Here is a 20,391-nt window from a genome sequence, read left to right as displayed (position 1 = left end):
TGCCGTTTTGTTGGTCAAAATGTAAAAATATTTCATGTATACGACATCGATATTAAAATAAAGTTAATAAATTGTGTTTTTGTGTTCTATAATTATGCTACATAACATAAAACCATTATATTTGCACTGTGTTTTTCATAGTATTAGATTAAGATTAAGGTTAACAAAGATTGGTTGTCGTGAGACAATCAATTTTTTTTGTATATATCTGTTCTCGGTTCTATTTTAAATCGGTCATAAATAGCTCTTTTGTTAAGATATATTTGTTTAATACGAAAATTAATTATATTTTTACATAATTACAATAAGCTATGAAAATCCGGGAACAATTGATAGGGTTATTGCAGGAAAAGAACCTGGAGGATCATATAGTATGTCGGATCGTCTTTATTATAGTTATACTACCAGAACGTTGATACACAGTCATCCCAAATCGGATTATGCAAGTCTTAAAGATTTACAATATAAATTTCAAGTTAACACTGTTTTACAAAAGCAAAAGTTATCTATTCCTATTTATGAAATATTTTATGTACCCACAAATACATACATTAAATATTAAATTATGAAATTAAAATATTTAATTGGTATATGTTTATTTTGTTTCTTCACAGGAATACCAAACTTACAATCAAAAGTCCCTGTTTTTAAAGTTGAAAGAGCCTATAAATATGTCCCAGAATTAATCATTAAAGATAGTTTGTTTTTATTGGGAATTGATTCTTTAATATTTAATTCATTTTGTCCGGAAATAAAAAGAGGTAAAACTAAAATCTTTGACATTTATAGTGAAAAAAGAAAAAATTATTTTGATTTAATTTTTAGTATAGCTGCTGAGTTTCAGTATTATGAGTATCTTAATTTAGGTGGTTATTTTGAATATAAGAATTACCTTTTTATTTGGTATGGTCCGGTTCCGGAATATTTATGTAAAATATCTGGCAATAAAAAGAAACTATTTTATATGAAAGTAGTTCCTATAATAAAATCTGACTCAGCGGAATTTTCATTTGAATACACCCAAGGAAAAATGGAATTAACAGGCATGTGCTGTTTTTAGTAAAATTAAATTCAATCTTCCAGGAAATAATGACAAATTGTTTAAATCTCAGGTTACAAGTGTATTGAGACAACAGGGATTACTAGTTCCTTCATTTGGAATTTATCATGTTAAGACGAACAGATATATATATTATTAAAAATGAAAATAAATCTTATTATATTCTTGAGTGTATTTTATTCTTCACTTGGTGTATTAAATACACAATCAAAGATCCCGGTCCCTAAATTAGAAAAAACCTATAAATATTTACCGGAATTAATGATAAAAGACAGCGTGTTTTTGCATGGAATTGATTCTTTGATTTTCAATTCATTTTGCCCGGAAATAAAAAAAAGAGAACATAAAACATTTAATATTGATTGTAGAAAAAATGAGAATAAATATGATTTGTATTTTGCCTTATTGCCTACAATTCAATTTCATAATGAGAGTAAACTTCAAGGGTGTTTTAAATATAAGAATTATTTGTTTATATGGTATGGAGAAATACCATATAGATTATGGAATATTTCAAATAATAAAAGAAAACTATATTACCTGAAGAATCTCCCTTTTATCCGATCCGATTTGGCGGAATTTTCATTTGAATATACCCAAGGAAAAATGGAATTAACAGGCATGTGCTGTTTTTAGTAAAATTAAATTCAATTTTTATAGATAAATAAAATGATAAAATTAAAACATACAATCTCTTTATTGATACTCTGTTTTTTTACAGAAATAGTTCATGCCCAGTCTTCGGGATATACTCCTCAGGCTGAAGACAGATATAAATATTTACCGGAATTAATGATAAAAGACAGTCTGTTTTTACAAGGAATAGATTCTTTGATTTTCAATTCATTTTGTCCTCAAATCAAAAAAAGAGAATATAGAATATTCAATATTTACAGTCAAAAAAGAGAAAACTATTTTGATCTGATTTTCATGCTGACTCCCGAATTCGGGGAAAATAGAAGAATTACATTCGATGGCTGTTTCGAATATAAAGATTATCTTTTTATATGGTCAGGTCCTGTTCCCGAATATCTTTGTACGGTATCGGACAATAAAAAGAAATTGTCTTATGCCGAAGATGTTTCCCGGGGAATGACCGATCCGGGAACATTTTCCCTGTCCTATAGCTATGGAAAAATGGTTCTTACAGGAATATGTTGCTTTAAATAGAATTACTGTGATAATATGGTGAATCGAATCGTTATGTTTTTATTATTTCTGGTCCCGGCGGTAGTAGCTAGAAGAAAAATATATAATAAAACAAGTATTACTGATGAAATATAAACTTATATTTATCTTAGCCATTTTGTTTGGCATACGAAATTTTCATATTCTGGCACAGGTCGATTATATGAGGGGATTCCGGTTGTTAGAGAACATGCTCGATGGCACGGATACCGCCGATCTTTCCAAAGCCGTTTTTAGTGTTGAAAACGCATACTACGAAGGGAACCTGGCACAATCCGCTTTCGATAGCCGGATAGAATATTATGCCGGAATATGCCGGTCTTTAGCAAAAAACAGGAATATCATATAATGCCGGTCGGAATTCATGTTCGGTAAACATACAAGCCGCCGTATTCTCTTTTATGACCGATTCTATCCCCATATTATTAGAAGATACCGTTATCTATCATCTCCCGCTCAGGTATAATTCCGAAGATTTTGCCGGAGAGAAAGAGTGGAGTCACATGTTTGTTACAACGTTGATGGCAACGGGGAAAGGTAACTGTCACTCCATGCTGTTGCTGTACAAACTCATTATGAATAAACTGGAAGAAAAATGCTGGCTGGCTCTCGCACCTAATCATATGTATGTCAAAGCTTATACAGAAAAGAGTGGTCTGTATAATCTGGAACTTACCGCGCGGAGCCATCCTTCCGATGCCCGGATCATAACATCCGGCTATATCCATCCCGATGCTATTCGTAACAGCCTGTATATGGACACTCTTACCGTAAAAGAAGAAATAGCCCTCTGTCTGGTCGATCTGGCACAGGGGTACGGCAGGAAGTATCCCGGTAATGACGGAATATTTATCCGGGAATGTTGCCGTACGGTTTTGAAATATTACCCCAACTGTATCAACGCCCTTTTGGTACAAGCCGGAATAATGACAGAGCATTATCTTAAAATAACCGATAAGGAAAGCCTTGCTGCCCAAAAATTAAAAAAAGAAATGGAGGCGACTTATAGTAATATTCATAAGCTCGGTTACCGTAAGAAGCCCGGAAAAATGTATGAAGATTGCTTATATTCCTTATCGTCTGGTTATGGAGGACTTTGATTCACCCGGGCTGAGTTATCGGATTGTTTATGGCTTTTTTAATATTGTACCGGTAAGCAAGACATGCCAGTATGAAGTAAACGATGCATTGTACCCAGAGGGTGATGTATTCAGTTTGTATGTCAGACATGGAAGCTCCCATCGAATTTATTTTTACGAAAGCGAGTGTTCCCGGGGCTGCAGGAATAAGGTAGTGTGCTGCTTGCCAGTACCAGGGCATCAGTTCCAGCGGATAGGAAACTCCTGAGAGAAAGATAAGCCCAACGGAAAAAAATGCGATCATAAGAAGTGGTGTTTCCGAATCGGTAAAGAATACCGATGCTGAAAGTCCTATAAAACTGGTCGCCAGCAGATAAGGAATTATAAGCATAATGATCTCGTAAGGATGGCCTATGGCCGGGAGGCTGAAAACAACAGGCATCAGTCCCAGGAGAAACAGTGAGAATATGGCGTATAACGTGCAGTAGACAAATGTTTTTCCTGTGATGATACGTGCCATATGTCCGAAAGAAAGTCCTTGCCTGCCGTACAACCGGATTGTACCCGAGTCCCGTTCGTCTCCGCTTATCATCCCGATAACCATAAGTAACGTTTGGAAAATGATTACCATGAGTACGGCGGGAATGAGATAGCTGCCATAACCTTCGGTATGGTTGTATAGAGCTGTTCCTGCTATCGTAATGGCTTGTGATTGTGATATTTGTTGTATGTCTTGATGAGGTAAAAATACCAGCATCTCCGGTCGGTATCTTTCGTCCAGTTCCATCATGGCTCCGGCGGATGATTCCTGCATGGCAAGATAATAGAGGAATGCATCTGTCGTTCCGTACATGATAAAGAGAGATTCGTCTCCCCGGTTTACTCTCGTATCGAAATCGTCGGGAATATATATAATGCCGATGACTTCGTTCTTTTTCATCAGTTCTTTCGCATGAGTAAAATCAGATGTCCGGGCATATACTTCTACTTGAGGTGCGGCATCAATCAGGCGGGTATATTCCCGGCTCAGGGCCGTTCCCGATTTATCCACTACGGCTATCGGAGCATTCCTGATCAGGTTAGGTTCATACATATAGTTATAAAGCAGTCCATATACGAAAATGCCCCCCATGAGAACGAGAAGAATCGCATAGCTTGTCGATATGGTCTTGAATTCGTTTACAGCTATCGAAGCTATTTCTTTGAGAATATATTTTATTTTACTTGATGTTTTCATATTTGTGACTTAATATAGCCTTTTTCAGGTGGGGGAGTATTAACAGGGCCACCGGGACAAAAGCGAAAAGGGAACAAACATTTTGCCAGGAATAGGCGAACCCGTAATTGCCGTACAGGAGATTCTGGTTTATTTCCACAAAATGCCTTACCGGAAACAGAAAGGAGCAGTAATATACGACGGGAAACATGAACGGGGCCGGAAAGGTCACACCAGATAGTGTTGCGCCTAACGAACCTACCATTGATACGATACTGATAATAATGCTGATGGCCGGGAATAGGGAGAACAGAAAAACTCCTAAGGCTTGTGTAGCGATAATGAAAAGAATCATTGACAGGTTTAGGTTTAAAAAATGCCCCGAGAAAGGTATATTCGCAATGCCGAACATCACATAATTGGCAAATATTCCTATAATAACGAATATGACCGTATAAGGCAGCAATTTACCGGTTACAGCCGTAAAAATATTCATATCGGCGGTTTTCAGCCATTCATCGCCGGTACGGAATTTTATTTCGCTTCCTACCGAATAGACGGTAACGAGCAGGATGATTACCTGGAACAGGATGAAAAAGAACGGATGACTCAGGTAGACCGAATAATCCAGGTCGGGATTGAATAACGGATGGTCTTGCGCGTTGACCGGTACCAGGAAGTCTTCTATCTGGTTTTCGCTGATACCCAAAGCTGTAGCTTCCGTTACAAGCGGTGTCATTGAAACAGGCTGCAATACGGTTTCGAAAGCCCCATGCACTTCGCTTCCTACGCTGAGTAGTGCGTAGTGGTAATAGTAAGACAATGTGGTTTGCCTGCCTCCGAGTACATTCTCTTCGAAATTAGGCGGAATAACCAGGTAACCGTATATTTTTTTCTTTTGTGTAGCCGTACGGGCCGACACGTCGTCGGTATAATCTCCCGCCACTTTGAATGTAGGGACGGCACTTACCGTTCGTGCAATGTTCCTCGAAGTAGCAGTTTGGTCGTAATCCACGATACCGATAGGTATATTCTCCATTTGCCCCGAACCGAATATGGTTGCCATGAAAAAGACACAGAACAACGGTAGTACGATACATACGCCGAAGTAGAGCCTCCGGGATGTCATACGTCTCCATTCCCGTTTAAGGACAGAAACAAAAGGACCGTTTTTTGTGCATCTCTCCATTATTTACAATTCGTTCATATTTACCAGTACCGACATGCCCGGGCGTAAACCTTCCACTTGTGAAACGGGTAAGGCATGTAATTCGAAAGTTCTCAGGTCGTAGCTTCCGGTCTGTTTGGTTGACTTCCAGGTGGCGTAACTTCCCAGGGGACTGATATAGTTCGTCTTAAATTCTATTCTTTTTTTATTTATGGCGGGAACATCTCCCCGGAATATTTCACCGATTTTGAAATGAGGGAGCAGATCTTCCCTGACGTTCAGTACGACATGAGCATCGTTTAATACCACAAGACTCATAATGGGGGTTCCGGCACCGACCAGTTCCCCCCGTTTAGGGTAGATAGACGATATTTGTCCGCTTTCCGGAGCCGTAAGGCGGGCATCCTGTAGCAGGGCTTCTACTTCGTTCACCGATCCTCTGGCCGCTTCGACCAGAGAGCGTGCACTTTCTTTATCCTGTTTCTGTGCACCGTCCAGTGCCATCTGGTATTGTTGGTAAGCAGCCTGTTCATTAGCTACTGCAGCTTTATATAAAGCTTCTACTTCATCTTTCCTTTGTGAAGTTACTACGCTGTCTTTATATAAGGTACGTATCCGGTCATAGGTAGTCTTTGCCAGTTGGAGATCCGATTTGGATTTGTTCCAGAGTTGCAGAAACGATTCTATAATTTGTTTCCGTGTTCCTTCGTCTATCTTTTGATTCTGGAAAACGGCGATATTTTCCATGGCGTTTACCTGTTCGTATTTCGCGACCGCTTCGGGACTGTTAATGATCACCAGCGTATCTCCCGCTTTCACATTCTGTCCTTCCTTGACGAGGAATGTGTCTATACGGCCCGGTAGTTTTCCCGATATACGTATTTCTGTAGCCTCAATCTCTCCCTGCAGTATCATGGGTTTATTCCCCAGCAGTATCATTCCGGCTGCGGAAATTATAATAACTGCGACCAGTATAATGACAAAAGCTATTGTCAGGTATTTTCTTTGTTTCTCCATAACTTAATGGTTGATATGATCTGTTTATCCGTATGATTAATTAAAAATAAGGTGTTCGCTCTTACCCTCTTGCCGGTATGACTGGAACGTATCGGGAATACCGGATGTCGCCAGCAGATTGATCAGGGCTACATCGTATTGGTAATAAGCCAGCAGCGAGGCGATCTGTACCTTTGACAGCATAACTTCGGCGTCCACCACCTCGGCGGAGGTCGCCATACCTTCTGTGAAGGATTTTTTTCTCATTCTTACCAATTCCTGACTCATTTCTATGGTGGTATTCAAAGCGGTGATATTATCCAGAGCGTTTTGTATCTGGCTATAGAATTTATCTATAGCCACCCGTATGTCGTCTATCGCTTTTTCCCGTCCCAGCTCCAGTGTTTGCTTACTTATTTTAGCCTGTCTCACTTTTCTCTCCCTGTCGAGACCATCGAATATATTCCAGGTAAAACCGACTCCTATCATGGTTCTGGGCAAAAGGTTCTTTTCTATACCGTGTGCATATAAAGTTTGTTTTCCAAATAAGGCGATATTAGGAGCATATCCGGTGCGGGCTATATTCAATTCGTTCTCTGCAATATTCTCTTCCAGTTTTATTTGATTGATAATATAATTATTATCGCTTACCAGAGACTTGAAGTAAGAAACAGAAGGCAGTCCGTCATTGATGAAAAGGGGAGTTACAGGACGTATGTCGTTTTCTGAGTCCATTTTTATCAAAACCTTGAATCCGTTTTGTGCCACATTCAGGTCTTTCTTTGCCGATTCCAGTTCACGTTTCGCCTCGTCCATATTGACTTTTACAAATAAACGTTCTGCTTTGTTTATCATACCGTTCGCCTCGAGTTTCAGTGCGTTTTGGTAATGTTTCTCCAGTGACCGGTAAGTTTGTTCCCTGACTTCGACGACACGTTGCCCCAGTCGCAGTCCGAAGTATGTTTCTACCAGCAGGACTTGAAGGTTTGCATGAACCTGTTCTCTGTTTATTTCTGCGATGGAAACCATCGATCTTCCTATTTTCCCGGCATAGATACGTTTACCTCCTGTAAAAACGGGCCATGTAATATTAGCGTCTATGGTCGTGAGGTTCTGGGGCGTTAGCGGAAAACTCAGTGAATAGGAACCTATTTTGTCCAGGATAGAAGATATGATCTGGTCGTTGGGAATAATAGAATGCACGAAATCTTTTGCCGGATCGGTGAACTGGCTTAGCGGTTCTTTGACTTCTATTTTATTCGACATGTGTACATAAGCTCCCGTAGCGTTGATAGAAGGATACCAGAATGCGTTCAGTCTCTGATGTTCATTTTTCGCCCATTCTATTTCCTTGGCTGCTATTTTAAGACTTTGGTTTTCCTGTAATAACCTTTGTGCGGACTGTTCGTAACTAAGTTCTATTTCTGGATTTTGTGCTGTCAGGATTGCAGGAAACAAAAAGAAAAGAAGCATGCTGCATGAAGCCAAATATCTGAACATAAAAATTTCTGTTTATGAATTAAATGTTAGCTTTATAACGGTACAGAAAAAAGATTGTTCAGGAAAACACACCGGGGCGTACTATCCTGCCATACGGACAACGGCCGGTGATTTTTAGGATCTTCGTTTTTACGAAAAAAGAAATCCCCGGAACGGAATTCCGTTCCGGGAATGTCAGATGATAGAGGTAAAAAATAGAATATGTTAGTTAGCCTTTGTTTCGTGCCCAGGTTTCCAGTATCAGTTTTTCTTTTTTGTCGTCGTAAGGAATAATCAGCGTAATGATAATGAATAAAATTCCTCCCCAGATTGTCCATCCGGCAATTTCTTTGAGCGTAGCTAATAATCCTTGTACTTGTATCCTTCCGCGCAGGGATATGGCGGCCAGATTGGAACCTTCCTCGTAGCTTTTCCCTTGTGCTATCATACTTCCTGCCTGTGTTTGCCGGAACAAGTCTGCTACCTCTGTATTAGTGGCGTCGGCACGGGATACGAATTTTGTTATATAGTATTGCTGGCGCTCGTTCATCAGATTGCTATATACCGCCACTCCCGCAACAGGCGCGATAACAGAACGGAATGCGAGCATGAGGAATACCCAGGAAACCATAAGTCGTTTAGGCAACATGTATTGTCCGTAGATAGCACTCATGGCATATACTATAATCATCCCGGCAGCCCGTATCAGGGTAGGCCATTTCATATATTCGTAGAGGCCCTGAGGTTGTATCCAGAAATACAGGAACAAGGCGGAGATAATGATGTAGAGAAAACCAACCGAAAAAATATATTTATAATGAATTTTTTTCCAGGCCATGACTGCGGCGGTAACTGCGCCGGCAATATAACCTATGATTGTGTAATTACCCAGATTGGCGTTTTGGAAATTGTCTATTTTCATGGCTACTCCCGTAAAAGCATTTACCAGTATGGAACTGCTGTTGAGTATCATGATGAACATGAACATGAGACATGCGATCAATCCTTTGCGTACACTGAAGATTTCCAGTTTTATATATCCTTTTTGGCTGTTGGCCTGAAGTAGTAAAAAAATACCCAGGGAAACCAGGGATATATAAGCGGCGAGACGTATGTTGGGATTATCGAACCAGTCGAGAGTCTTGCCGTAGATCAATATGTAGCATAATCCCAGCATGGCGATGGCAGCCGTTGTCATATCGGCGAATTTGGAGAAAGTTATTTTTGCCGGAGACAGCCGTTTCTGATATTTCATCGTTACTTCGGTGAGAATCAGGGCAACAAGAAGCAGCCCCATCATAAAATAGTAGGAATATTGCCATTGGTATTCATAAGCGCACCATGCCGTAATAGCGTTCCCTATTTGGGCTACTATCATGAAAAATAAATACATGAACGGCAGGTAGATGCCTTTAGCCGCTTCTCCTTTCTGGTATTCTTCCGGCGAGAGATCTGGCTCGTTCTCGATCCCGGCGATAGCATCGATGCCCGTTGCATAATGTATAAGGGTGAACAGAGTATTAAATACCAGTATCATGCGGATGAATCCCATAAAAAAACTACAGAGCATTAATAACGGCATGGACTCTGTGACGGCACATAACCAACTTAAAAAGAATAATATAATGCAGCCGGCAAGAAAGACCATTTTAGGCCGTCCGATCTTGAGGAAGCTTACCATGAAAGGAGCGTAAACCACCATTCCTATCGAAGTACAGAAGCTGGAAAATTGTATGTGTTCCGATAAGATACCTAATCCTGACGACATTTCTCCGCTGTTGACGGTATATGCCCCGCTGATAAAAAGGCTGGGAAGGAACATGAAAAATAATATCGATATGCCTAACCAACGGGGAACCCAGTCATGAAATGGGAAATTACTTCGTTTCATGCATTACTTTTTTAAGATTGCTTCTACTTCGGCCATCATACCTGCGGCCAGAAGCCTGTTTTCTTCGCTGGAAAGATTAGTGAATTCGATGCGCACCGGAATACGTTGCTGAATCTTTACGAAATTCCCGGTGGAATTATCGGCAGGGACCAATGCGTATTTAGAACCGGTTGCGCCAGATATTGCCGTGATCTCTCCGGTAAATATTTTGTCCGGAAATGCGTCTACTTTAATATTTACCTTTTGCCCTGTAGTGAGGTTTCCAATCTGCGTCTCCTTGTAATTAGCAATTACCCATTTTTTGGTATCGGGAATAATATTGGTGATATTCTGGCCGCCGTTTACCAACTGTCCTTCTTCCATGTTTCTCCTGCCCAGTACTCCGTCACAAGGTGCGGTTACGATTGTGTAGGATAAGTTCAGACGCATCATTTCTACATTTGCCTCCGCCCTTTGTATCGCGGCTTTGCTGTTTTCCTGTCGTTTGCTCACCTCGTTCACACTGCTTTGCGCCGCCTTTTGCTGGGTCTTCAGCGCTTCTATCCGTGCTTTAGTCATGTCCAGCTCTGTTTTTATCTGTTCCAGTTGTACGGGAGTCGCCGCTTTTCTTTCTACCAGGTTCTGATATCGTTCATAATCCTTTTTTAACTTGCTTACTTTAGTTTCCGCCTCTTTAATAGATGCAATGAATACGGCCGCATTATTCTGCGTAGTGTTCAGTGTCGTTTCCAGTACATTTTTTCCGGCTTGAGCATCCATGAAAGCGGCTTCTGCCTCTTTCAGCCTTATTCTGTATTCGCTGTCGTCAAGAACGAGCAGCGTATCTCCTTTACGGACATATTGATGCTCCGTAAAATATATTTTACGAATGTATCCGGGAACTTTTATGTTGATAGGGGATACATACTGTTCTATCTGCGCGTCATTGGTCGTTTCGCTTTTTTTATAGTCGAGGAACAGGAGGACGGATTGCCAGAGTCCGGCGATAATGACAAGGAGACCTACTGTACTGAGTATCCAGCGGCTTGTACGTAATATGCGGAGTTTCTTAAGCTGTTTTTTATGATTTTCTGTTGACATAATATTCTGTTTTTGGTATATTGGTAATTGGTTATATAAAAGTTATTGAAGTTCCGTAAGTTTGTCCGATAGCCTTAATAAAGTTAGCTCTGACATTTTATAATTATAGACGGATGAAATATAATTGTTCAGCGCTTCGTTCATCCTTAATTCATCCTGTAGTAATTCTGTCATGGAAGAAACGCCTTCTTTATATTTTTCTGCGGTTACCAGGTAGACCTCCTCGGCCAGTTTATAGTTATTATCCAGCCTTTGGTATGTACGTTGGTTATTCATCCATTCTTTCATGGCGTTATTGTATTGTGTCTCCATTCGTTGCCGCGTATCTTCCAGTGCCAGTTTCGATTTTATATGATTTACGTTGGCTTTCTTATACTTCAGGGTTTTGTCAAAAGCGTCGAAGATGGGAATCCTGAGGGAAAGTCCCCAGTTGAAAGAGTTATACCATTGGTTTAAAGATTCCGGTGTATTGGCATGAAAATAGTTCCTGAAATGGTCTGTATAATTGGTATATGCCAATTGTCCTATTAAAGATAAAGACGGAATATAACCTTGAATGACCGAGCGTTTTTGCAGTTTGCTCATTTGGATTTGTTCCTGAAGCAATCTTAGCTCCGGTAAATTGGAAGATAATCCTTCCCATTGGAACGATAAATTTATATCGCTGTCTAAAGGCGATAGGGTAAAGACCGTGTCGGCCGGCAGACCTATTGTGTATTTCAGCAAATTGAGCTGCTGTTCGTACATAGACTGTGCATTGCTAAGTTGCACTTTGAGATTTTCGAGATTTATATCGACCCGTTTTACATCTATTTCCAGGGTCATTTCATTTTCATAAAAAGCTCGTGTAATGTCGTTTAATTCTTCTAATCTCGATATGTTTTCCGATGTAAGTTCTATTTGACGGAAAGTAGTTTGTCCCAGATAATATAATTTACATATTTGAAAAACAAGTTCCTGCCGTGCCTGTTCATAATTCAGCCGGCTTATCTCTTCTATTTTCCGGGAAAGGGAGATTCCTGTGTAAATAGTTTGGTTGTAGAGAGGCATGGACAATTGTACCCCGCCGTTGGTACTATATCGTAATCCTTGTGTTTCTACATAAGGTATTCCCCGGCTCGTACCGTCGCTTACGGAGGTTCCTCTGTCGACGTTATTGGTAAAGTTCCCGAAGGCATTTATTATAGGTAATAATTGAGCCCGGCTTTCTTTTACCGTATATGTTTGTTGTTTTATGTCCAGATTTTTATTCTGTAATGAAAGGTTTCGTTGTATGCCGGTTTCGATGCTCTCCCGAAGAGTAAGATGTTGTCCCGATAGCAGATGGCAATTGCTTAAACAGCATAGAAACATAAATGTGATAATTAGTTTTCTTTTCATTATTAAATAATATAAATTCATGGTACAAAGGTAGGTACTTCCAAAACGGTAAAGAAAGGTCATATTGAAACGATGAATGTTCTGTTTCTCCGATTTTTTGTTCATATAAGTAAATTTCATCTATATTTGATGGTGTAAAAGTGAGATGTCATGAAAAAAAGGAATGCATATGTGATTAAATCGGAAAAAAATCTGGATATATTATATGGTAATATGAACGAATTGTTCCAGGATTTAAAATATCCCAGGAGAGTAGAAGACGTTGCTTATATTCTTTGCTGTGAAGGTTCGGCTACATTAAGATTAAATTTATTGAAACGCCAGATAAACAAACATGATTTATTGACTTTGCCTCCCGGTGTAATTATGCAATTGGTAGAACATACTTCCGATTTCAGGGTGTATGTATTTCTCTATTCTTATAAGTTAGTTACAAATATGAGCCTGGTACGTGCGTCTATGCCGTATCTGAAAACTGTTACTGATAATCCGTTGATTTCTCTTACCGAAGACGAGGCCTTGTGGATGAAAGATTTCTTTTGTATAGTCGGGAAAAAGTGCCACAGACTGGAAGAAGAAGAACATGTTGAGTTTCTTCGAAATATGATAATGGGACTCATGTATGAAGTAACCGCCCTTTACAAGAAGAAACAGGCTGCTATAACAGAAAAGAACAGCCGGAGTATACAACTGTTCAAAGATTTGACGATTCTGGTGATGAAATATTATCGTACCGAACGACATGTTAATTTTTATGCGCAGAAGCTCTGTATTTCTCCGAAGCACCTTACCAGTACCGTTAAAGCTCTTACCGGAAGAAATGTATCGTCTATTATAGCGGCAGCCGTTATACTGGATGCGAAAACACAATTGCACTCGTCTAATAATACGGTGAAACAAATTGCCTATTCTCTTAATTTTCCCAATGCTTCTTTTTTTGGAAAATACTTTCGGCGTCATACCGGAATGACACCTCTGGACTACAGGAACAGTTAAAGGCTGAATGCAATACGGTATTAATTTAAAAGTAACGGATGTGGAATTTTTATCGTAAGTTTGCCGGTTTTTTAATAATTTCTTTAATTTTGGAACAGAATATCTTTTTTGTATTCAGGTTAACCTAATCGCATTCTTGCTTATGAAACCGTTATATCAGGAATTACCTTTTACTGTAGATAATTACATTAATTTTTACCGGGAAGATCTGCCTTATTTTATCGTACCGTGGCATTATCATCCTGAGGTGGAAATCATGTGTATAGAAAAAGGCATAGGGACTCGTTTCGTGGGAGATCATATCGAAGGCTATTCCGAAGGGGACGTATGTATGATGGGACCTCAGTTGCCTCATGAGTGGAGGAATGACAAAGAATATCAGGATACGGCCCTGGGGCTTCGTGCGATTTGTCATTGCGTGTATTTCCGGATAGAACTGTTTAGCGGGGTTATGATACGTCTCCCTGAAATGGCGCGGATACGGGAACTGATAGAACGCTCACGCAGGGGTATAAAATTTGTCGGAGAATCCAGGGAAAAAATAGCGAGTTATATACGGCAGACATTCAATAGAGAGGGGGTAGAAAGAGTGACGAACCTGCTTACCTTGCTCGATATGATGGCTACGACCGAAGAGTATGAATTGCTGGCCAGCGTAGGTTTTACGCAATCGGTTAATTCGTCCGACTTCGAAAGGTTCAATAAAATATATCAGTTTCTGGTGCGTAATTTCAATAAGCCCATCAAACTGGAAGAGGTTGCGGCTATTGCCGGGCTTACTCCTACGGCTTTCTGCCGGTATTTTAAAGAGCGCACTAAAAAGACATTTGTCCAGTATCTTAATGATATGCGTATAGGGCATGCCAAAAAGTTTCTCATTGAAGGACGTATGAAGATTTCTACCATAAGTTTAGAAGTAGGTTTTAATAATCTGTCCAATTTTATAGATCAATTTAAAAGAGCCACAAATATGCTTCCCTCCGAGTATCAAGATAAATATGGAGTCAAGAAGCGCAATGTCATCTGAAATTATCCTTAGAACATTTAGAATATTATCATTTCCACTCCCAGGGTATAAAATTATGATAAAATAGCATAATGGTTGGCAAAGATTGCGAATAGCGCGATTTGCTTACCGTCATACCTTTGTCATATCGATATCAAGGTATGAACATTAATGACAATAGTATGGAAAATATGGAAATTGAAATCCCCCGGCTTTTTTTTACCGGAAACCGGTTGGTTGGAAAAAATGTACAAACGATATCCCGCACGTTAGGAGACCTGAAAGGAATATTTGCCGATACTAAAGCTTTTTCCGAATTGGATTCCGACATGCCTGCTTATGAAGTAAGTAGCTTCTTACCTGAAAAAGAGGGTACGCCGGGAGGTTTGTATTTTGGAATTACTTATTTGCATGCCGGTAAGGTGGGGAGTGAATACCTGATGACGAAAGGCCACTATCATGCTCAGATCGACCGGGCTGAATTTTATTGGGGACTTGAAGGTGAAGGTATGCTTATTCTTATGGATGAACAACGTCGTGTATGGGCTGAGCGGGTTTTTCCGGGCAGTCTGCATTATATACCGGGCGGGGTCGCACACCGTATGGCGAACACAGGTAACACCCTGTTCTCTTTCGCCGCCTGCTGGCCGTCCGATGCCGGCCATAATTATCAGGAGATAGCCGACCATGGTTTTGCAGCCAGATTAGTAGAAATAGAAGGAGAACCCTGTTTAATAAAATAATTGTATGCAAGATAACTATAGTATTGCAATAGACCTGGGTGGTACTATTGTAAAGATAGGACTCCTTCAGCACTCCGAGATTGTGAGATTCGTTTCTTTGCCCTCCGATTCTTCTGACGGATTAGCTTCCATGCTGCCGTTTATAGAAAATGCAATAAAGCGCGTCTTGTCTGAAGAAGGAATAACCCCGGATCGGTTGAATGCGGTTGGAATGGCTTTTCCCGGTATGGTAAATCCGTCGGAAAGACGCATCGTTTCGACGAATGATAAATATGATGATGCTTGCCGTATCGATTTGAACGAGTGGGCATACGATTGCTGGAACGTACCTTTTTTTATTGAGAACGATGCTCGGTTGGCTGTTATCGGGGAATGGCGCCATGGAGCCGGAAAAGGATATGATAATGTTGTGACTATGACAATAGGAACCGGTATCGGTACGGGGGTGATCCTAAATGGCCGTCCTCTTGTCGGCAGTCATAGTCAGGCTGGTTCACTGGGAGGGCATATTATCGTTGACTACCGGGGACGTCGTTGCAGTTGCGGAAACAGAGGTTGTGTGGAAGCAATGGCCTCTTCTTTCTTTTTACCCGAGATCATCAGATCCAATGAAAATATATCGTCCCGGTTCAAAGAGAATGTTGCCGATTTAGACTTTAAACGCCTTTTCTCCCTGATGAGAGAAGGAGATCCCGATGCCACGATAATATGTAAAGAATGCATGGATGTATGGACGGCTGCTATTGTTTCCTATATCCATTCTTACGATCCTGAGGTGGTAATCATGGGAGGTGGTATCATGAAGAGCAAAGATATTATTCTGCCGTATATTACAGATAGGGTGAATGGACTTGCGTGGTCGCCTGTTAATAAAGTACGGATAGTTGCGTCATCCCTGTGCGATAATGCGGCTGTACTGGGCTTGGATTATTATTTATCGGAAATAAAAAAAGAAAAAAATGAAGAAATATTCAAATTATAAATCTAATTACGACAAATTTCCTGTCGTGTCCGTAACCCCTGATTCCGAAAATATGTGCTGGTCCGGTTGGTCCGCTATAACAGCCCGGCTTCGGACAGAACTGGATATAGTAAAAAAGAATGTTAGAATTCTTGTAATAGACTGTTATCAGGGTATTTTGGACGAAGAAGTAAAGCAGGCTTTGACGCAGGCATTCCCTAAAGCTCATTGGTTCAATTCGGCGGATGCGATGAAAACTTCCGGGGAGATCAATACCTTTTTTAAAGATGATATTACCGATGACGAGATATTCGGATATATGACCCGTTTCCATATGGACTGTTATTTTGATGACAAGAAAGTCAGCGCGGTTCGTGCCGGTATAAATTCTGTGGAATCAGGAGAAATCATCGTCTATGGTGTGGGTGCTGCATATCTCTGTGAAAAGAGCGATTTGCTCGTATATGCCGATATGGCTCGTTGGGAACTCCAATTAAGGTTCAGACGGAATGAAATATCCAATGTCGGAATTGAAAATAAAAAGGAACGTCCGGGGTTGCAGTATAAACGTGCTTTTTTTGTGGACTGGCGTATTTGCGACCGCTGGAAAAAGAAATTAATGAAACGGTGGAATTATGTGCTGGATACCAATGTGGCCGGAGAACCTAAAATGGCAACGGCGGCCGCAGTAGAACAGGGTCTTAAAAAAGCGGCTTCCACTCCTTTCCGCGTAGTGCCCTTTTTCGATCCGGGTCCCTGGGGCGGACAATGGATGAAAGAAATCTGCGATTTGGATAAAAACACTCCTAATTTTGCCTGGTGCTTTGATTGCGTACCCGAGGAAAACAGTCTTTTCCTGGGTTTCGGGGATATCCGTTTCGAGATACCTTCTGTTAACCTTGTCTTTGCTTATCCCCGGGAGTTGCTGGGTAACCCTGTATACGGGAGGTTCGGAGATGAATTTCCTATCCGTTTCGACTTCCTGGATACGATGGAGGGTGGTAATCTCAGTTTACAGGTACATCCGCTTACTCAATACATACAGGAAAAATTCGGTATGCATTATACGCAGGACGAGAGCTACTATTTGCTGGATGCCGAAGATGATGCAACTGTATATTTGGGAGTGAAAGAAGGAACGGAACCTGCTGAAATGATACAGGCACTGACGGATGCACAAACTACAGGTAGATTCGATGCAGATAAATACGTAGGTTCTTATCCTGTGAAAAAACATGATCACGTATTGATTCCGGCCGGAACTATACATTGTTCGGGACAGAACAGCATGGTACTTGAAATAAGTGCGACTCCTTACATCTTTACATTCAAATTGTGGGATTGGGGACGTTTGGGACTGGATGGCCGTCCCCGTCCTATCAATATAGGTCATGGAAAAGAAGTCATCCAGTGGAACCGTACTGAATCTTGGGTAAAAAAAGAGATATATAATAAAATAGAAAAAGTAGCGGAGGGAGACGGCTGGACCGAAGAACATACCGGACTTCACGAATGTGAATTCATTGAAACTCGCAGACATTGGTTTTCAAAACCTGTTACGCACGAGACCGACGGCAGCGTGAACGTATTGAATCTGGTAGAAGGCAGGGAAGCTGTAGTGGAAAGTCCCGACGGAGCATTCGATCCGTTTGTGGTACATTATGCCGAAACTTTTATCATACCTGCTTCGGTGGGACGATATACCATACGTCCGTACGGAGAGTCGGACGGACAATTATGCGGGACCATTAAAGCATTTGTAAAACATAACGTATAAATACTATGAAATTTAATCCGGGATTTGATATAGTACCCACTACGAACCCTATGGGGTTCGTATATGGGAAAGATGTGTTCGGTCCGCAGGTGGAGAATCGTTTTCTCAACGATATACGGGCGAGTTTGGCCGATCCTGATTGTGATGGTCCTGAAATCGTATATTCTATAGCCATGGACGTAGGGAAGCAGGAACATAAAGAGCAGCTTTATAAAATGCATTTGCTGTATGGTGTCGTGACATATGCAGCGGGTCGTTTAGGTAACGAACCTATCCGTAGCCAGGGGCACATTCATTGGGTATCGCGTTTCAGCGATTGGTCTACTCCTGAAGTTTATGAAATCTGGTCGGGAGAAGCTATCATATATATGCAGGAGTATGCCGAAGATAATCCTGGACGTTGTTATGCCGTGTACGCTAAGGCCGGAGACGTCGTGATCGTTCCTCCGTATTGGGCGCATGCCACTATTAGTGCCAATCCCGATGAGCCCTTGACTTTCGGGGCTTGGTGTGACCGAGATTACGGATTTGAGTATGAGGGTATCCGTAAACATAAAGGCATAGCTTGGTTTCCTGTTTTTAATGAAAAGAACAAGATCGAGTGGAGTGCCAATCCTTCTTACGAGAAGACAGCACTGATATGTAAAACTCCGGCTGACCATTCCGATTTAGGTATTGTAAAAGGAGAGGCTATATACCGTACGTTCGAAAGATCGCCCGAATCATTTCTGTATGTGCCGAATCCTGCACTGAAAGAAAATGTCTGGAGAAATTACGAACCCTGATAAATAATTTTTTTCAATTCTTAAATTCAAATACAATGAAACCAAAACACAATAATGCCGTAATTTACGTCATTGCAATTATTGCAGCGACAGGAGGTTTGCTGTTTGGATTCGATACCGGGGTCATTTCCGGTGCGATTCCTTTTTTTCAGAAAGATTTCGGTTTGGATAATTCCATGATAGAAGTGGTGACGGCAGCGGGTCTGGTAGGTGCTGTGCTGGGAGCTTTGTTCTGTGGGAAAGTGACTGACAGACTGGGGAGAAAGACAGTTATCCTGGCTTCTGCCGTTATTTTTTCCATAGGAGCCCTGTGGTCGGGGTTTGCACCCAATATAGGACATCTCATCGTATCCCGTTTATTTCTTGGGGTGGCGATCGGGGTTTCTTCTTTTGCCGTACCGTTGTACATAGCAGAAATATCGCCTGCTCAAAAAAGGGGCACATTGGTTTCCATGTTTCAGCTTATGATTACGGTAGGTGTGTTGGCATCCTATCTTTCCGATCTTGCTTTTGCCGATGAGGCAGTTGTTTCCTGCTGGCGTCCTATGTTTTATGTTGGAGTTATCCCCGCTTTGATATTGCTGATAGGAATGCTGTTTATGCCGGAGACCCCCCGGTGGCTGATCAGCAATGGAAGGGAAGAGGAAGGCCGTGCAGTTCTTGCCCGTATAGAAGGGTATGAAGGTATGGAAAATTCGTATCGCACAATCAAAGGAGAAATAGAAAAAAGTAAGGAGGAAAAATCGGGATTCAGGGAACTTATGAAACCCTGGCTGAGGAATGCGGTGATCATCGGTATCGGTATTATGTTCTTCCAGCAATTTATAGGAATCAATACAGTAATTTATTACAGTCCCAAGATCTTTCTGATGGCCGGTTTCGACGGTACTATTTCTGCTATATGGGCAGCGGTGGGTGTCGGAATCATTAATCTTCTGTTTACATTAGTGTCGGTGTATTTTGTCGATAAACTGGGAAGACGTAAACTTTATTTTACAGGACTTACCGGCATATTTGTTTCTCTGGTTCTGCTGGGTACCTGTTTTGCTTTATCATCACATCTGGGCGAAGCTGGGAAATGGCTGTCCATCATACTGGTCTTTTCCTATGTTTCATTTTATGCGATCAGCATAGGCCCGTTGGGCTGGCTGATTATTTCTGAAATATTTCCTCAAAAAGTGCGCGGGCTCGGCTCTTCTTTAGGCTCGTTGTCCGTGTGGGTGTTCAATGCAATCGTTTCATTTACATTCTTTAAAATAGTTAAAGCATTTACAATAGGAGGAACGGAAATATATCTGGGCGATGAGAATCTGGGTAATCCTGCGGGAGCTTTCTGGTTTTATGCGGTCATTGCGTTGGCTGCAATTATTTGGGGATATTTCTATGTTCCTGAAACGAAGGGTGTTACATTGGAACGAATTGAGGACTATTGGAGAAAAGGTGGTGTTCCACGTCTATTAAAATAGAAATTCTTTGTAAAGGAAAATATTCTAATATCCTGTTTGAACCCACGATTATGATAAAATACCATAATTGTTGGTTAAAATGGAGAAAAGAGTATGTATGACATTCTTTTAATTTAGCAT

20 protein-coding genes are annotated in these 20,391 nt (G+C 40.9%); 13 read left to right on the top strand and 7 right to left on the bottom strand.

Features of this window, described 5'->3' with window-relative positions; genetic code table 11:
- Positions 1-295 precede the first annotated feature (295 nt).
- From OCV73_RS14525 to OCV73_RS01195, 6 genes are all read left to right on the top strand, one after another.
- Positions 296-562: a JAB-like toxin 1 domain-containing protein gene (locus OCV73_RS14525; protein WP_394802939.1), complete on the top strand. Its 267-nt coding sequence runs from the start codon at positions 296-298 to the stop codon at positions 560-562.
- Between the two features lie 3 nt (positions 563-565).
- Positions 566-1,060 (top strand): hypothetical protein, encoded by a 495-nt coding sequence (locus OCV73_RS01215; RefSeq protein WP_147548467.1) that lies wholly within the window; start codon positions 566-568, stop codon positions 1,058-1,060.
- 141 nt (positions 1,061-1,201) lie between these two features.
- Complete coding sequence (locus tag OCV73_RS01210) at positions 1,202-1,696, top strand: hypothetical protein (RefSeq protein WP_147548466.1); 495 nt, start codon at positions 1,202-1,204, stop codon at positions 1,694-1,696.
- Positions 1,697-1,729: 33 nt separating this feature from the next.
- Positions 1,730-2,230, top strand: a complete 501-nt coding sequence (locus OCV73_RS01205) for a hypothetical protein (protein ID WP_147548465.1) — start codon at positions 1,730-1,732, stop codon at positions 2,228-2,230.
- Between the two features lie 103 nt (positions 2,231-2,333).
- A complete protein-coding gene (locus tag OCV73_RS01200) occupies positions 2,334-2,597 on the top strand; it encodes a hypothetical protein (RefSeq protein ID WP_262512839.1) in 264 nt (87 codons plus the stop codon).
- Between the two features lie 52 nt (positions 2,598-2,649).
- Positions 2,650-3,348: a hypothetical protein gene (locus OCV73_RS01195; RefSeq protein WP_262512838.1), complete on the top strand. Its 699-nt coding sequence runs from the start codon at positions 2,650-2,652 to the stop codon at positions 3,346-3,348.
- 1 nt (position 3,349) lies between these two features.
- On the opposite strand, the gene OCV73_RS01190 is transcribed toward OCV73_RS01195, so the two are convergent.
- From OCV73_RS01190 to OCV73_RS01160, 7 genes are all read right to left on the bottom strand, one after another.
- On the bottom strand, positions 3,350-4,564 hold the full coding sequence (locus tag OCV73_RS01190; protein WP_147548464.1) for an ABC transporter permease: 1,215 nt from the start codon (positions 4,562-4,564) through the stop codon (positions 3,350-3,352).
- A complete protein-coding gene (locus tag OCV73_RS01185; protein ID WP_147548463.1) occupies positions 4,548-5,732 on the bottom strand; it encodes an ABC transporter permease in 1,185 nt (394 codons plus the stop codon). Before OCV73_RS01185 ends, OCV73_RS01190 begins: the two co-directional genes overlap by 17 nt.
- Before the next feature lie 3 nt (positions 5,733-5,735).
- A complete protein-coding gene (locus OCV73_RS01180; protein WP_147548462.1) occupies positions 5,736-6,728 on the bottom strand; it encodes an HlyD family secretion protein in 993 nt (330 codons plus the stop codon).
- Between the two features lie 36 nt (positions 6,729-6,764).
- On the bottom strand, positions 6,765-8,207 hold the full coding sequence (locus tag OCV73_RS01175; RefSeq protein ID WP_147548461.1) for a TolC family protein: 1,443 nt from the start codon (positions 8,205-8,207) through the stop codon (positions 6,765-6,767).
- Between the two features lie 208 nt (positions 8,208-8,415).
- Entirely contained in the window at positions 8,416-10,077 is a 1,662-nt protein-coding gene (locus tag OCV73_RS01170; RefSeq protein ID WP_147548460.1) for an MFS transporter, read from the bottom strand.
- A gap of 3 nt (positions 10,078-10,080) precedes the next feature.
- Positions 10,081-11,178 carry an HlyD family secretion protein gene (locus tag OCV73_RS01165; protein WP_394802938.1) on the bottom strand — a complete coding sequence of 366 codons (1,098 nt, stop codon included), beginning with the start codon at positions 11,176-11,178 and terminating at the stop codon, positions 10,081-10,083.
- Between the two features lie 21 nt (positions 11,179-11,199).
- Positions 11,200-12,537 carry a TolC family protein gene (locus OCV73_RS01160; protein ID WP_147548458.1) on the bottom strand — a complete coding sequence of 446 codons (1,338 nt, stop codon included), beginning with the start codon at positions 12,535-12,537 and terminating at the stop codon, positions 11,200-11,202.
- 150 nt (positions 12,538-12,687) lie between these two features.
- Between OCV73_RS01160 and OCV73_RS01155 the strand changes: the two genes are divergently transcribed.
- The 7 genes from OCV73_RS01155 to OCV73_RS01125 all read left to right on the top strand — a co-directional run bounded on the left by OCV73_RS01155 (position 12,688) and on the right by OCV73_RS01125 (position 20,271).
- On the top strand, positions 12,688-13,533 hold the full coding sequence (locus tag OCV73_RS01155; RefSeq protein ID WP_147548457.1) for a helix-turn-helix domain-containing protein: 846 nt from the start codon (positions 12,688-12,690) through the stop codon (positions 13,531-13,533).
- 142 nt (positions 13,534-13,675) lie between these two features.
- Complete coding sequence (locus OCV73_RS01150) at positions 13,676-14,560, top strand: AraC family transcriptional regulator (protein ID WP_147548456.1); 885 nt, start codon at positions 13,676-13,678, stop codon at positions 14,558-14,560.
- Positions 14,561-14,721: 161 nt separating this feature from the next.
- Positions 14,722-15,282, top strand: a complete 561-nt coding sequence (locus OCV73_RS01145) for a glucose-6-phosphate isomerase family protein (protein ID WP_147548455.1) — start codon at positions 14,722-14,724, stop codon at positions 15,280-15,282.
- 4 nt (positions 15,283-15,286) lie between these two features.
- Positions 15,287-16,264 (top strand): ROK family protein, encoded by a 978-nt coding sequence (locus OCV73_RS01140; RefSeq protein ID WP_147548454.1) that lies wholly within the window; start codon positions 15,287-15,289, stop codon positions 16,262-16,264.
- Positions 16,242-18,020, top strand: a complete 1,779-nt coding sequence (locus OCV73_RS01135) for a class I mannose-6-phosphate isomerase (RefSeq protein ID WP_147548453.1) — start codon at positions 16,242-16,244, stop codon at positions 18,018-18,020. The genes OCV73_RS01140 and OCV73_RS01135 overlap by 23 nt, the downstream gene beginning before the upstream one ends.
- Before the next feature lie 5 nt (positions 18,021-18,025).
- Positions 18,026-18,805, top strand: coding sequence for a glucose-6-phosphate isomerase family protein (locus OCV73_RS01130; protein ID WP_147548452.1), 780 nt, complete (start codon positions 18,026-18,028; stop codon positions 18,803-18,805).
- 35 nt (positions 18,806-18,840) lie between these two features.
- Positions 18,841-20,271, top strand: a complete 1,431-nt coding sequence (locus tag OCV73_RS01125) for a sugar porter family MFS transporter (protein ID WP_147548451.1) — start codon at positions 18,841-18,843, stop codon at positions 20,269-20,271.
- The last annotated feature ends 120 nt before the right edge of the window (positions 20,272-20,391 follow it).

The organism is Barnesiella propionica (genome assembly GCF_025567045.1).
GTDB lineage: Bacteria > Bacteroidota > Bacteroidia > Bacteroidales > Barnesiellaceae > Barnesiella_B > Barnesiella_B propionica.
This window is presented reverse-complemented; position numbering and strand designations above follow the sequence as displayed.